Below are 13,638 nucleotides of genomic sequence, written 5' to 3' on the forward strand. Positions count from 1 at the left end.
GAAACCCCTCGGGATTCGAACAGCTTGCCACGATCCGGCTGCGTGATTCTGTCTGTCATGGTAGCAGAGACTGGCGCGCTGTCTCCCCCCGGGTCGCGCGGGCTACTCTCCGGGTGCCGTCGCGGGCAAGACACTCCGCGTCTCGGGCGCCAGATCCTCGAAATCGAAGTTGTCCAGCCGCCGCGCCCGCTTTCCCGCCTTGTCGGCGCTGATGCGGATTTCCTCCAGATCGCGCGAAGCCTGCCCGAAATGCCGGTCGAGGTTGCCGACGCGGGTCGAAAGCCGGTCCACGTCCTCGGACAGCAGGTGCAGCTCCTTGCGGATCGCACCCGCCTGCTCGTGCATCCGCGCGTCCTTGAGGATCGCGCGCATGGTGTTCAGCGTGGCCATGCAGGTTGTCGGCGAGACGATCCAGACCCGCAGGTTGAAGCCCTCGCGCACGACTTCGGGGAAATGCGCGTGCAGTTCCGCATAGACCGCCTCGGAGGGCAGGAACATCAGCGCGCCATCCGCCGTCTCGCCCTCGATGATATAGCGTTCGGCGATGTCGCGCAGATGCTTGCGCACCGCCAGCCGGAACCCCTGCGCCGCGCGCTGGCGGCGCTCGTCGCTGTCGGCCCTGCGCAGCGCCTCATAGCCTTCCAGCGGGAACTTGGCGTCGATGGCGATGGGGCCCGGGGGCTGCGGCAGGTGAATAAGGCAATCCGCCCGCCGCCCGTTCGACAGCGTGCCCTGCAGCGTATAGCTGTCCGAGGGCAGCGCCTTGGCGACGATGTCGTTCAGCTGGATTTCACCGAAGGCGCCCCGCGTCTGCTTGTTCGACAGGATGTCCTGAAGCGACAGCACGTCGCCCGACAGCTTGGTGATATTGGCCTGCGCCTTGTCGATCACCTGCAACCGCTCGCGCAGCTCGCCCAGCGAATGGGCGGTGCGCCTGGATGTGCCGTGCAGGCTTTCGGACATACGCTCCTGCACCTCGGCCAGCCGCTGTTCCATCAGTTGCAGCATGGCGGTCTGGCTGCTGGCCTGCCCCTCGGAGACGTGGTGCAACCCGCCCGCCAACCGCTCTTGCCCGTCGGACAGCCGTTGCACCCGATGCGCCATGGTGCCGGTCTGCTGCGTCAACGCCTCGATCATCCGGGCAGAGCGCGACGCCGCCCGCGCTGCGCGCCAAAGCAGGAACAGGACAAGCAGGGCCAGGCCAAGCGCCGCCAGCGTCAGGGGATCTTCCAGAGAAACCTCGAAGGTGCCCAGCCGGATCATGTGCGCCCGAACAGCCGCTCGATATCCGCCAGCTTCAGTTCCACATAGGTCGGACGCCCGTGGTTGCACTGGCCGGAATGCGGTGTCGCCTCCATCTCGCGCAGAAGCGCGTTCATCTCTTCGGCGCGCATCCGGCGGCCCGAGCGGATCGAGCCGTGGCAGGCGACGCGGCTGAGGATCGCCTCCAGCCGCTCCTGCACCAGCGCCGTTTCCCCTGTGTCGTCAAGCTCGTCGAGGATGTCGCGGATCAGCGCCTGCGCATTGACCTCGCCCAGGATCGCGGGCGTTTCGCGCACCGCCACCGCCCCCGCGCCGAAGGGTTCCAGCGTGAAGCCCATGCGCCCCAGATCCTCGGCCACGGCCAGCAGGCGGCCCGCGTCGTCGGATGACAGTTCCACGATCTCGGGGATCAGCAGGGCCTGCGCGGCGACGCCGTTCTCGGCCATCTGGCGCTTCAGCTTCTCGTAGACCAGCCGCTCGTGCGCGGCGTGCTGATCGACGATCACCATGCCGTCGGCGGTCTGGGCGATGATGTAATTCTCATGCACCTGCCCGCGCGCGGCGCCCAGCGGCAGGGCCGTGGGCGGGGCCTCTTCCGGCTCCGGCTCGACCACGCGGGCGGACCAGTCGGCCTGCATCTCGGCAAAGCCGGGGGCCTGCGCGGCAAAGGCCGCCTCTCGCGCGGCGGCAGAGGGCGGCACGGGCGGCGACCAGCGGCCCGGCGCGGGGCGGTCCATTTGGTAGACGCGCGGCTCTGCCGGGGCCTCGGGGCGCATGGCGCCCAGCGTCGCGCCGGCCACGGTGGTCGAGGCGCGGTGCCCGGCCTCTGCCAGCGCGTGCCGCAGGCCGGAGACGATCAACCCGCGCACAACGCCCGGCTCGCGAAAGCGGACCTCGGACTTGGCCGGATGCACGTTGACGTCGACCCGGTGCGGCTCGCAATCCACGAAAAGCGCCACGGCGGGGTGGCGGTCGCGCGACAGGAAGTCCTGATAGGCGCCGCGCAGCGCGCCGATCAGCATCTTGTCCCGCACCGGGCGCCCGTTGACGAAGAGATACTGCGCCACCGCCGATCCGCGCGAATAGGTCGGCAGCGCCGCGTAGCCGGTCAGCCGCACGGCTTCGCGCTCCGCGTCGATGGGCAGGGCGTTTTCCGTGAACTCGGTGCCCATGATTCGCGACAGCCGCCCGCGCAGCGCGTCGAAAAGGTCGCCGGTTTCGGGATCGACCCGGAAGGTCACGCGATCCGCCCCGCCAGAGACGTCTTTCAGGGTGAACCCGACCGAGGGCTCTGCCATGGCCAGCCGCTTCACGATGTCGGAAATCGCCTGCATCTCGGCCCGGTCGCTGCGCAGGAATTTCAGCCGCGCGGGGGTGGCAAAGAACAGGTCGCGCAGCGTGACGACCGTGCCGCCGTTCAGGGCGCAGGGCTTCACCGCACCCAGATGCCCGCCCTCGACGGACAGGGACGCGGCCTCGTGCCCCTCGGCGCGGCTTTGCAGCGTCAGCCGGCCCACGGCCCCCAGCGAGGGCAGCGCCTCACCCCGGAAACCGAAGCTGTGAATGTTCAGCAGGTCCGACCCGTCGATCTTCGAGGTCGCATGGCGCGACAGCGCCAGCGGCAGGTCCTGTCCGGTCATCCCGCAGCCGTCGTCGGTGACCCGGATCAGGGTCTTGCCGCCGTCCGCGATCTCTATGGTGATGCGCCGGGCCCCGGCGTCGATGGCGTTCTCGACCAGCTCCTTGACGGCAGAGGCGGGCCGTTCCACAACCTCGCCCGCCGCGATCCGGTTGATCGCCGCCTCGTCCAACTGCCGGATTTCCGGGCGCATATTGGGGCTATGGTTATTCATTCCACAAGACCTAGCAGGGGCCTCTTGATTCTGGAACGGGTCGCGTCACGGAATGTTTCGGCGCAATCCGCAGCATGACGCAAGATTTGAACAAAAGTCTTATACCCTCGGACACTTTCCTGCGTTAATAATTCTGTTAGCGCAAAACAAAGGAGGGAACGATGCTGGTTCCGCGCATAACCTACGAGTGCATTTCCGCCATGTATGGCGAGGATTTCGCAAAGACCTGGTTCCGGCCGGTATCCGCGGTACGCCACCGCGCCTGAGCCGAACAGACCCGCCGCGCCCCGGAAGCGGGACGCGGTCGGCCACAGCTGAGCAACGGCGCGCGCCGCCGACGACAAACCGGAATTTCGCATTGCAGGGAACCAAAATCCCTGCTTCACATTCAATACAGAGAATGCGAAACGGACCGGAGTACGTCATGTTCACCCGCACCAGCGCCGCGACCGGCGCAGGATCTCCTGAAGTCACCGGGTTCTACGACAAGGACACCGGGTCCATCATGTATGTCGCCGCCGACCCGAAGACCGGCAAGGCGGCGCTGATCGACACGGTGCTCGACTTCGACCCGCAAAGCGCCCGCACCCGCACCGACAGCGCCGAAGAGGTTCTGGCCTTCGTGCGCGACCGGGGGCTGACGGTGGCCTGGGTGCTCGACACGCACCCCCATGCCGATCACATGATGGCCTCGCACTGGCTGAAACGGCAGACCGGCGCCCCCAATGGCATCGGCGAGAAAACCCGCGAGATCGCCGGGCTGTGGCGCGGCATCTACAACCTGCCCAAGGCCTTCGACGTCGAGGCGGATTTCGACCGCCTGTTCGCGGACGGCGAAACCTTCATGCTGGGCGACATCGAGGTCCGCGTGATGCTGTCGCCGGGCCATACGCTGGGATCGGTGACCTATGTCATGGGCGACGCGGCCTTCGTGCACGACACCTTCATGCATGTGGACAGCGGCACCACGCGGGCGGATTTTCCCGGCGGCTCGTCCTCCGAGCTGTACGATTCGCTCATGGCGATCCTGACCCTGCCCGACGACACGCGCCTCTTCGTCGGCCACGATTACCCGCCCGTCGGCGACCGCAGCGATCCGGCGTGGGAAGCCACGGTGGCCGAACACCGCGCGCACAACAAGCACCTCGGCGGCGGCATCTCGCGCGCCGACTATTGTGCCCTGCGCGACAAACGGGACGCCACGCTGACCCTGCCCGACCGGATGCTGCACGCGCTTCAGGTCAACCTGAGGGCCGGACAGCTGCCGCCGCCGGAAGACGACGGCACAAGTTACTTCAAGATCCCCGCGAACAGCTTCTGAAGGAGACAGCCATGAAGACCGAAGAAGTCGGACAATCCATCCTCGAAACCTGGACCGTCGACGAGGTGGCCGAGGCCTTCGCCAGGGGCGAGATCGTCGTCATCGACGTCCGCACCCCGCAGGAATACATGTTCGAACATATCGAGGGCGCGCTTCTGATGCCCATGGCCTTCTTCAAGGCCGACGCCCTGCCCGGCCAGTCCGAGAAGCGCATCGTCTTCCACTGCGGCTCTGGCGTGCGGTCGGAAAAGGTCGCCCGCGCGGCCATCGAGGCGGGCATGGCCCGCGTCGCGCATCTGGAGGGCGGCTTTGGCGCGTGGAAGGGCGCCAAGAAGCCCTACATCGGCACCAACATGGCCACCGGCGCCCCGCATCGGGTGACCTGAGACCCGGGGCCTTGCTATTGCAGGGCGAAGCCTTCCGGAAGGAAGCGCACCATGGCGTCGGGTCCTTTCGGTCCGACGCTGTATAGTGCCGGGCGGGCAGACAGGTAGGCGCGCCATGTCCGTTCCGGCATCTGGCTGACCCGCGCCCCGAATTCCCTGCTCATCTGCACGCCGAAGTCTGCCATACGCATGCCCTGCCCGCCCCGGCTGTTACGCTGGATCAGGGCTCGGGCGTTGCGGTCCACCTCGGTGATCGCGTCCGCGCCGGCCTTCGTCGTCAAGAGCGGCGGGAGGACTGCGAAGGTGCTGCAGGCCCTGCGGAAGCCCATCGGCGCTTTTGTCTGGCCGATACCGTGGACGCTGTGACCGTGATACCGCAGCCGCTGCGCGAGGTGTACGAAGTCCCCGTCCGAACTGGCGATCACGAACCCCTCGATGCCGCAGGAAAGCGCCAGTTCCAACGCATCGAGCCCAAGCAGCAGGTCGCTGGCATTCTTGCCGGTGCCCGCGTGTACCGCGCGATAGCCGGGGGCCGACAGCCAGTCAGAAGGTCGTGCCGCGTTCAGATAAACCTGCGCAACGTCGATCCGTCCATGCACAGTTGCCAGTTTCAATATGTGGTCGGCATAGTCGGCAGACAGGTTGTCCCCGTCTACCAGTACCGCAATCCGAGTCATCCAATCCGTCCCGATCCATTCAAGACGGCGCTCCCGGAAGGACCGGAGGCGCCGCGTGTTTCAACCCTGACAGGCAATCGCGCCGAAATTGTGGCGCCGTCTTCAGGCCGGTTCGAACAGGCCTTCCGCCTTCACCGCGGCATAGCCCTCGTCGAGGCTCTGCCAGGCCCGCTCGATCAGCGTGTCGATTTCCTCGCGCGAGATCACCAGCGGCGGAGAGATGATCATCCGGTCGCCCACATGGCGCATGATCAGGTTGTTGGCGAAGCAGCGCTCGCGCACCTTGAAGCCGACCGTCCCGGCCTCGGCCTTGAAGGGCGCGCGGGTTTCCTTCTGCGGGGTCAGGGCGATGGACCCCATCATGCCAACGATCTTCGCCTCGCCCACCATCGGGTGATCGGTCAGCGATTCGAAGCGTTCGCGCAGGTAGACGCCGGTGTCGTCGCGGACCTTCTCCACCAGCTTTTCTTCCTCGATGATGCGCAGGTTCTCCAGCGCGACCGCGCAGGCGACCGGGTGCCCCGAGTAGGTATAGCCGTGGTTGAACTCTGTGTTGCCGATGACGCTGGCCACCTCGTCCGAGACGATCGAGCCGCCGATCGGGATGTAGCCCGACGACAGGCCCTTGGCGACGGTCATGATGTCGGGGCGGATGCCCATGGTCTGCGAGCCGAACCATTCGCCGGTCCGGCCAAAGCCGCAGATCACCTCGTCGGCGATCAGCAGGATGCCGTATTTGTCGACGATCTTCTGCACCTCGGGCCAGTAGGTTTCCGGCGGGACGATGACGCCGCCCGCGCCCTGCACCGGTTCCGCGATGAAGGCCGCGACGCGGTCGGGCCCGATTTCCAGGATCGCCGCCTCCAGCGCCTGCGCCCGTTCGAGGCCAAAGGCCTCGGGGGTGCTGTAGCCGCCTTCGGACCACCAGTTCGGCTGGTCGATGTGGTGGACGCCGGGGATCGGCAGGCCGCCCTGCATGTGGATGCCCTTCATCCCGCCAAGGCTGCCCGAGCCGACCGAAGACCCGTGATAGGCATTCCAGCGCGAGATGATCACGTCGCGCTGCGGCTGCCCCTTCTCGGCCCAGTAGGTGCGCACCATCCGCAGGTTGGTGTCATTGGCTTCCGACCCGGAGCCGGCGAAGAAGACGTGGTTCAGGTCGCCCGGCGCCAGTTCCGCCAGCTTGGCGGCAAGGTTCAGGGCGGGCACATGGGTGGTCTGGAAGAAGGTGTTGTAGAAGGGCAGTTCCTGCATCTGCCGCGCCGCCACCTCGGCCAGTTCCTTGCGGCCATAGCCCACGTTCACGCACCACAGGCCCGCCATGGCGTCGAGGATGCGGTTGCCGTCGCTGTCGGTCAGCCAGCAGCCCTCGGCCCGGGTGATCACCCGGGCGCCCTTGGCGCCCAGCTCCTGCCCGTGGGTGAAGGGATGCATATGGTGCGCCGCATCCAGCGCCTGAAGCTCTGCGGTCGGGGAATTGGCGGTCAAAAGGGTCATCGGGCACTCCTTTGCGGGTTTGGCGCGCAGAATATGATCAAATTCTGCACTGTCAATCGAATCACCGTTTTCGGCGCTTCCCCGCGGCCCGGTTTCGCCGCCCTGCCCCGCAGGCTGCCGCAAGGGGGATCGCCGGGGCGGGCGGGCCGAGTGTCCGCAGTACAGAGGGACGCCGCCCCGGGGTCAGAGCGCCGCCGCGATCAGGTCCATCCCCTGCCGCACATCCCCCTCCAGCGCCGCCGCCGCGGCCCCGGCATCCCGCGCCGCCAGCGCCGCGATCAGATCCTTGTGCATGTCCCGCAACTGCCGCGTCCCGAACTGCCCGCAGACCGTCCGCAACGAGGGCCCGAACCGCAGCCACAGCGTTTCGATCATCGCCGTCAGGATCGGCGCCCCGGCCGCCGCGTTCATGCGGGCGTGAAAGGCGTGGTTCTCGCGCAGGTAGGCCTCGATGTCGCCCCGCGCGATGGCGGAGTCGAGCCGCGCGTCTATCGCCGTCAGCGCCGCGACATCCCCCGGCCCGGCCCGCAGCGCCGCCCGCGCCGCGACCCGCGGCTCCAGCGCCAGACGCGCCTCGGTCAGCTCCTCGACCGCGGCGCGGTCCAGCACCGGCACCGCGATGCGGCGGTTGCCCAACGCCCGCAGCGCGCCCTCGGCGGTCAATCGGCGCAGCGCCTCGCGCACCGGGGTCATGCCCGCGCCGGTGCGTTCCACCAGGCCCTGGATGGTCACCGCCTCGCCGGGCATGAGCGCCCCGAACAGGATCATCTCGCGCAGGTCGCGATAGACCCGCTCATGCGCCGGGGGGCCTGCCCGCCCCGCTGTCTCTGTCGCTTTTTCCGCCATCTGCCTCTCGCTTCAGCGCCCCTGCGCGCCGCGCTCTTGCGCCGGTTCGTCACCCGTGGAAACATCGCCGAAGTTGCCAGCTTACGCAACTTATGATCAAATCCGGGGACGGGGCGCCAAAGACCCCGCCACCAACGGGAGAACGCAATGACCAAGACCCTGACGACGGCAACTGCCGCCCTCGCCCTGCTGGCCTCTGTGGCCGGGGCAGAGGAAGTGCGTGTCTACAACTGGTCCGACTACATCGACGAAGACCTGCTGACCAAGTTCGAGGAAGAGACCGGGATCGACCTGATCTACGACGTCTTCGATTCGAACGAGGTGCTGGAAACGAAGATGCTCGCCGGCGGCTCCGGCTACGACGTGGTGGTGCCCACCGGCACCTTCCTGCAACGCCAGATCGCCCTGGGCGCCTTCCAGCCGCTGGATATGGAAAAGCTGCCGAACGCAGGCAACATGTGGGACGTGATCTCCAAGCGGACGGCGACCTACGATCCCGGCAACGAATATTCCATCAACTACATGTGGGGCACCACCGGCCTTGGGGTGAACCTGGCCAAGGTGCAGGACGTGCTGGGCGAGGATGCGCCCATCGACAGCCTGGCGCTGATCTTCGACCCGGCGAATGCGGAAAAGCTGGCCGCCTGCGGCATCCACATGCTGGACGCGCCGACAGAGATCATCCCGGCGGCCCTGACCTACGCGGGCGCCGATCCGGACGGCAAGGACGAAGAGGCGCTGGCCAAGGCCGAAGAGGTGCTGATGGCGATCCGCCCCCATGTCCAGAAGTTCCACTCGTCCGAATACATCAACGCTCTGGCCAACGGCGACATCTGCGTGGCCTTCGGCTGGTCCGGTGACATCCTGCAGGCCCGCGACCGCGCCGCCGAGGCCGGCAACGGCGTCGAGATCGCCTATAACGCGCCGGTCGAAGGCGCGCTGATGTGGTTCGACCAGATGGCCATCCCGGTCGACGCGCCGAACCCGGACGCCGCGCATACCTTCCTGAACTTCATCATGGACCCCGAGAACATGGCCGCGGCGTCGAACTACGTCTACTACGCCAACGGCAACAAGGCCTCGCAGGACTTCCTGGTCGAGGACGTGATCGGCGACACCGCGATCTACCCCAACGAGGCGGCGCTCGAGACGCTTTACACCGTCACGCCCTTCCCGCCGCGCGAGCAGCGCAACCTGACGCGCCTCTGGACAAGGATCAAGTCCGGCACCTGACGCCCCTTCCCGGCCCGTGCGCCCCACGGCGCGCGGGTCCTTCCTTCCAGCGAAAGACCCCATGGCCGACACCGTCTTTGCCCCCTGGACCGACCCGGATGCCAAGCCGCTGATCCAGTTCCGGAATGTCACCAAGCGCTTCGGCGACTTCACCGCAATCGACAACCTCACGCAGGACATCTACGAACGCGAATTCTTCGCCCTGCTCGGCCCCTCGGGCTGCGGCAAGACGACGATGATGCGGATGCTCGCGGGCTTCGAGGAACCGACAGAGGGCCAGATCCTGCTGAACGGGCAGGACATCGGCCACGTCCCGCCGAACCGGCGCGCGGTGAACATGATGTTCCAGAGCTACGCGCTGTTCCCGCATCTGTCGGTCTACGACAATATCGCCTTTGGCCTGCGCCGCGAGGGCAAGGACAAAGAGACGATCGACGCCCGCGTGACAGAGATGCTGCGCCTGACCCGGCTGGACCGCTTCGCCAAGCGCAAGCCGCACCAGATCTCGGGCGGCCAGCGGCAGCGCGTGGCGCTGGCGCGCTCGCTCGCCAAGGCGCCGAAGCTGCTGCTTCTGGATGAACCCCTGGGCGCGCTCGACAAGAAGCTGCGCGAAGAGACCCAGTTCGAGCTGATGGACATCCAGGAAAAGACCGGCACGACCTTCATCATCGTGACCCACGATCAGGAAGAGGCGATGACCGTCGCCTCCCGCGTGGCCGTCATGGACGAGGGGCGCATCGTGCAGGTCGCCACCCCCGCCGAGATCTACGAGGCGCCAAATTCGGTCTACGTGGCGGATTTCATCGGCGACGTGAACCTGATCCGCGGCACCGCGAAGGCCCGCCCGACGGCGCCCGAACCCGGCCACGCGCCCGCCCCCCCGCCGGACCCCGTGCCCCCGGCAGCCACGGCGCCCGCGCCGCAGCCCGACACACCCCGCGCCCAGCCCAACGCCATGGGCGCATGGCTGCACGATACGCTGCTGCAGCCGATCCTCGGCAAGCGCGAGGCCCTGGCCGACCAGCCCCGCCAGCTTCCGCCGCCCAGCGCCGAGGAAAGCGCCAGGGCCGCGCCGCCCGCCACCGATCCCGGCATCGCCACCGGCGGGATAGAGATCCACTGGGCCGAGGGCCAGCCGCCGCTGATTTCCACCAATGGCGACCCCGCGCTGGACGGCAAGCCGGTCGTGCTGGCGCTGCGCCCGGAAAAGCTGACCATCGCTCGGGAGCGCCCCGACCGCGCCAACACGCTGGAAGGCAAGGTCATCGACATCGGCTACCTCGGCAATGTCTCGACCTACCATGTCGAGATCGCGGGCGGCACGATGGTCAAGGCGCAGATGGTCAATGCCACGCGCATCGCACGGCGCCACATCACCTGGGAAGACCGGATCTGGGTCGGCTTCACCGCCACCGCCGGCGTGGTCCTGGAAGAGTGAGGCCACAGTGATGCGCCGCCTCACCCTCATCGCCCTGCCCTATCTCTGGCTGCTGGCGCTCTTCCTCGTGCCCTTCCTGATCGTGCTGAAGATCTCGCTGTCGGACGTGGCCCTCGCGCGCCCGCCCTACATGCCGCAACTCGACCTTTCCGCCGGGTGGCAGGGCATCGCAACCTTCTTTGCCGGGCTCGACTTCGAGAACTTCACCTTCCTCGCCACCGATGACCTCTACTGGAAGGCCTATCTTTCCTCGCTCAAGATTGCGCTGATCTCGACCCTGCTGACCCTCGCTGTGGGCTACCCCATGGCCTACGGCATGGCCCGCGCGGCGCCGGAATGGCGCCCGACGCTCCTGATGCTGGTGATCCTGCCATTCTGGACCTCCTTCCTGATCCGCGTCTATTCGTGGATGGGGATCCTCTCGACCGACGGCACGCTGAACCAGCTGCTGCTGGGCCTCGGGATCATCGACGCGCCGCTGACCATCCTGAACACCAATACCGCCGTCTACATCGGCATCGTCTACACCTACCTGCCCTTCATGATCCTGCCGATCTACGCGGCGCTGGAAAAGCTCGACTCCAGCCTGCTCGAGGCCGCCGAAGATCTCGGCTGCTCGCGCCTCGCCGCCTTCTGGCTGGTGACCGTGCCGCTGTCGCGGGGCGGCATCATCGCGGGCTGCTTCCTCGTCTTCATCCCAGCGCTCGGCGAATTCGTCATCCCCTCGCTTCTGGGCGGCTCCGACACGCTGATGATCGGCAAGGTCCTCTGGGAGGAGTTCTTCTCCAACCGCGACTGGCCCGTCGCCAGCGCCGTGGCGGTGATCCTGCTGCTGATCCTGATCGTCCCGATCGTCCTGTTCCAGCGCTCCGAGGAAAAGGCCCGGGAGGCCGACCAATGATCCCGCGTTTCTTCTGTCCCGAAATATCCCGGGGGAGCCCGCAGGGCGGGGGCAGAGCCCCCTGCGACGGAGGCCGCGCATGAGACGCTTTTCGTGGTTCAACACAACCTCGCTGACGCTGGGCTTCGCCTTCCTCTACCTGCCCATGGTGCTGCTGGTCGTCTATTCCTTCAACGCCTCCCGCCTTGTCACCGTCTGGGCGGGCTTCTCGACCAAGTGGTACGGGGAACTCCTGCGCAACGAGGAATTCCTCGACGCGGCCTGGGTCACCCTGCGCGTCGCCTTCTTTTCCTCGACGCTGGCCACGGTGCTGGGCACCATGGCGGCCTATGTGCTGATCCGCGCGGGCCGTTTCCCGGGGCGCACGCTGTTTTCCGGCATGATCTACGCCCCGCTCGTCATGCCCGAGGTCATCACCGGCCTGTCGCTGCTGCTTCTGTTCATCGGCATCGGGCTGGATCGCGGCGTGCTGACGGTCGTGCTTGCCCATACCACCTTCGCCATGTGCTACGTCTCGGTGGTGGTCTCCTCGCGGCTTGCCAGCTTCGACATGTCGCTGGAAGAGGCGGCGCTGGATCTCGGCGCCTCGCCCTTCGACAGTTTCCGCCTCGTGACCCTGCCGATCATCGCGCCCGCGGTGATCTCGGGCTGGCTGCTGGCCTTCACGCTGTCGCTCGATGACCTCGTGATCGCTTCCTTCACCACCGGCCCCGGCGCCACGACCCTGCCGATCAAGGTCTTCTCCGCCGTCCGCCTTGGGGTCAGCCCCGAGATCAACGCGCTGTCGACCATCATGATCGGTATCGTCACGGTCGGCGTGATCACCGCCTCGCTGATTTCCAAGCGCAGCGCCGTCCAGCGCGCGCGCGAGGAACAGGCCGCCGTCCGGACCAGCTGACATGCGGCGCCTCTACGAACCGGCGGCCTACGGGCCGCAGGGCGCCTGCTACTGGGCCGAGACCCTGCCCGCCGCCGACTGGGGCCGCCCCGAGGGCGATGCCGGCACCGAGGTCGCGGTGATCGGCGGCGGCTTCACCGGCCTCTCCGCCGCGCTGCATCTGGCCGAAGCCGGCACCGCCGTGACGGTGCTGGAGGCCGAACATCCCGGCTACGGCGCCTCGGGCCGCAATGGCGGCTTCTGCTGCCTCGGCGGCGCCAAGGCCTCGCCTGCCGTCATCGAGCGCCGCTTCGGCTCCGGCGCCGCGCGGGCCTGGGCCGGGACCGAGAAGGCCGCCGTCGCCCGCGCCCGCGCCCTGATCGACCGCTTCGGGATCGACGCCGATACCCATTCGGACGGGGAAGTCCTGCTGGCCCACAAGCCCCGCGCCTTTGCGGCCCTGCGGGCAGAGATGCCGGATCTGGCAAGGGCCTATGGCGTCACGCCCCTGTTGATCCCGCCCGGGGCCCTTGCGGACCACGGGCTGGGCGGCACCTGGCACGGCGCCCTGCACCTGCCGCTCGGCTTTGCCCTGAACCCGCGCAAGTATCACGCCGGGCTGGCGGTGGCGGCCCGCGCCGCCGGGGCCAGGCTGCACTCGGACAGCCCGGTGACGGCCCTCACGCCGCAAGCCGGGCGCTGGCACCTGACCACGCCCACGGGGCGCATAACCGCCCGGCGGGTGATCCTTGCCACCAACGGCTATTCCTCCGAGGACCTGCCGGACTGGCTGGCCGGGCGCTACCTTCCCGCGCAGTCCAGCGTCATCGTCACCCGCCCGCTGACCGACGGCGAGCGCGCCGCGCAGGGCTGGACAAGCGACCGCATGGCTTACGATTCACGCGTCCTGCTGCACTACTTCCGCATGCTGCCCGAGGGCCGCTTTCTCTTTGGCATGCGCGGCGGGCTGCGGGCCACCCGGCGCGAGCGCGCCAGCCTCAGCCGCCGCATCCGCCAGCATTTTCACCGCCTGTTTCCCGCCTGGCGCGACGTGGAGATCACCCATGAATGGGACGGGCTGGTCTGCCTGATGCGCAGCCTGACCCCCTTCGTCGGTGCCGTGCCCGAGGCCCCCGGCCTGTTTGCCGCCATGGGCTTTCACGGCAATGGGGTTGCCATGGGCACCCATGCGGGCGCCAGCGTCGCCGCCATGGTCCGGGGCGAGCCCCCGGCAGACTGCCCCGCCTTCCTCAGCCAGCCGCCCGGGCGCTTCCCGCTGGGCCGCTTCCGCCGCTCGCTGCTGCGACCGGCCTATGTCGCGGCGGAGGCGCTGGACCTCTAGGCCC

12 protein-coding genes and 1 pseudogene are annotated in these 13,638 nt (G+C 67.8%); 8 read left to right on the forward strand and 5 right to left on the reverse strand.

All coding sequences use genetic code 11. The features are described from left to right. Positions 1-102: 102 nt before the first annotated feature. Together ACN5KJ_RS04485 and mutL are read right to left on the reverse strand one after the other, a co-directional pair. Entirely contained in the window at positions 103-1,263 is a 1,161-nt protein-coding gene (locus ACN5KJ_RS04485) for a DNA recombination protein RmuC (protein ID WP_418592251.1), read from the reverse strand. Continuing rightward, a complete protein-coding gene (gene mutL, locus ACN5KJ_RS04490; RefSeq protein ID WP_418592252.1) occupies positions 1,260-3,116 on the reverse strand; it encodes a DNA mismatch repair endonuclease MutL in 1,857 nt (618 codons plus the stop codon). Before mutL ends, ACN5KJ_RS04485 begins: the two co-directional genes overlap by 4 nt. Before the next feature lie 424 nt (positions 3,117-3,540). Here mutL and ACN5KJ_RS04495 point away from each other — a divergent pair, with 424 nt between their 5' ends. Continuing rightward, positions 3,541-4,437, forward strand: coding sequence for an MBL fold metallo-hydrolase (locus ACN5KJ_RS04495; RefSeq protein WP_418592253.1), 897 nt, complete (start codon positions 3,541-3,543; stop codon positions 4,435-4,437). An 11-nt stretch (positions 4,438-4,448) separates the two neighbouring features. Beyond that, positions 4,449-4,823: a rhodanese-like domain-containing protein gene (locus ACN5KJ_RS04500; RefSeq protein WP_418592254.1), complete on the forward strand. Its 375-nt coding sequence runs from the start codon at positions 4,449-4,451 to the stop codon at positions 4,821-4,823. Between the two features lie 14 nt (positions 4,824-4,837). Here ACN5KJ_RS04500 and ACN5KJ_RS04505 read toward each other — a convergent pair whose 3' ends face one another. From ACN5KJ_RS04505 to ACN5KJ_RS04515, 3 genes are all read right to left on the reverse strand, one after another. Further along, positions 4,838-5,500 carry an NYN domain-containing protein gene (locus ACN5KJ_RS04505; RefSeq protein WP_347166101.1) on the reverse strand — a complete coding sequence of 221 codons (663 nt, stop codon included), beginning with the start codon at positions 5,498-5,500 and terminating at the stop codon, positions 4,838-4,840. A gap of 102 nt (positions 5,501-5,602) precedes the next feature. Then, positions 5,603-6,997, reverse strand: coding sequence for an aspartate aminotransferase family protein (locus ACN5KJ_RS04510; RefSeq protein ID WP_418592255.1), 1,395 nt, complete (start codon positions 6,995-6,997; stop codon positions 5,603-5,605). A gap of 183 nt (positions 6,998-7,180) precedes the next feature. Then, a complete protein-coding gene (locus ACN5KJ_RS04515; protein WP_418592256.1) occupies positions 7,181-7,843 on the reverse strand; it encodes a GntR family transcriptional regulator in 663 nt (220 codons plus the stop codon). 147 nt (positions 7,844-7,990) lie between these two features. Between ACN5KJ_RS04515 and ACN5KJ_RS04520 the strand changes: the two genes are divergently transcribed. From ACN5KJ_RS04520 to ACN5KJ_RS04545, 6 genes and pseudogenes are all read left to right on the forward strand, one after another. Next, positions 7,991-9,076 carry a polyamine ABC transporter substrate-binding protein gene (locus ACN5KJ_RS04520; RefSeq protein WP_418592257.1) on the forward strand — a complete coding sequence of 362 codons (1,086 nt, stop codon included), beginning with the start codon at positions 7,991-7,993 and terminating at the stop codon, positions 9,074-9,076. A gap of 61 nt (positions 9,077-9,137) precedes the next feature. Continuing rightward, a pseudogene (locus ACN5KJ_RS04525) lies at positions 9,138-9,917 on the forward strand (ABC transporter ATP-binding protein); the annotation flags it as partial. 114 nt (positions 9,918-10,031) lie between these two features. Further along, on the forward strand, positions 10,032-10,514 hold the full coding sequence (locus ACN5KJ_RS04530; RefSeq protein WP_418592920.1) for a TOBE domain-containing protein: 483 nt from the start codon (positions 10,032-10,034) through the stop codon (positions 10,512-10,514). A gap of 10 nt (positions 10,515-10,524) precedes the next feature. Next, a complete protein-coding gene (locus tag ACN5KJ_RS04535; RefSeq protein WP_347166105.1) occupies positions 10,525-11,415 on the forward strand; it encodes an ABC transporter permease subunit in 891 nt (296 codons plus the stop codon). A 79-nt stretch (positions 11,416-11,494) separates the two neighbouring features. Continuing rightward, on the forward strand, positions 11,495-12,313 hold the full coding sequence (locus ACN5KJ_RS04540) for an ABC transporter permease (protein WP_418592258.1): 819 nt from the start codon (positions 11,495-11,497) through the stop codon (positions 12,311-12,313). A 1-nt stretch (position 12,314) separates the two neighbouring features. Beyond that, positions 12,315-13,634 (forward strand): NAD(P)/FAD-dependent oxidoreductase, encoded by a 1,320-nt coding sequence (locus tag ACN5KJ_RS04545; RefSeq protein ID WP_418592259.1) that lies wholly within the window; start codon positions 12,315-12,317, stop codon positions 13,632-13,634. Positions 13,635-13,638: the final 4 nt, after the last annotated feature.

This window comes from Ponticoccus sp. (in: a-proteobacteria) (assembly GCF_048381735.1).

Coding starts and splice junctions, on each gene's coding strand:
- ACN5KJ_RS04485 (WP_418592251.1), bottom strand. CDS start 1,263: ATGATCCGGCTGGGCACCTTCGAGGTTTCTCTGGAAGATCCCCTGACG.
- mutL (WP_418592252.1), bottom strand. CDS start 3,116: ATGAATAACCATAGCCCCAATATGCGCCCGGAAATCCGGCAGTTGGAC.
- ACN5KJ_RS04495 (WP_418592253.1), top strand. CDS start 3,541: ATGTTCACCCGCACCAGCGCCGCGACCGGCGCAGGATCTCCTGAAGTC.
- ACN5KJ_RS04500 (WP_418592254.1), top strand. CDS start 4,449: ATGAAGACCGAAGAAGTCGGACAATCCATCCTCGAAACCTGGACCGTC.
- ACN5KJ_RS04505 (WP_347166101.1), bottom strand. CDS start 5,500: ATGACTCGGATTGCGGTACTGGTAGACGGGGACAACCTGTCTGCCGAC.
- ACN5KJ_RS04510 (WP_418592255.1), bottom strand. CDS start 6,997: ATGACCCTTTTGACCGCCAATTCCCCGACCGCAGAGCTTCAGGCGCTG.
- ACN5KJ_RS04515 (WP_418592256.1), bottom strand. CDS start 7,843: ATGGCGGAAAAAGCGACAGAGACAGCGGGGCGGGCAGGCCCCCCGGCG.
- ACN5KJ_RS04520 (WP_418592257.1), top strand. CDS start 7,991: ATGACCAAGACCCTGACGACGGCAACTGCCGCCCTCGCCCTGCTGGCC.
- ACN5KJ_RS04530 (WP_418592920.1), top strand. CDS start 10,032: ATGGGCGCATGGCTGCACGATACGCTGCTGCAGCCGATCCTCGGCAAG.
- ACN5KJ_RS04535 (WP_347166105.1), top strand. CDS start 10,525: ATGCGCCGCCTCACCCTCATCGCCCTGCCCTATCTCTGGCTGCTGGCG.
- ACN5KJ_RS04540 (WP_418592258.1), top strand. CDS start 11,495: ATGAGACGCTTTTCGTGGTTCAACACAACCTCGCTGACGCTGGGCTTC.
- ACN5KJ_RS04545 (WP_418592259.1), top strand. CDS start 12,315: ATGCGGCGCCTCTACGAACCGGCGGCCTACGGGCCGCAGGGCGCCTGC.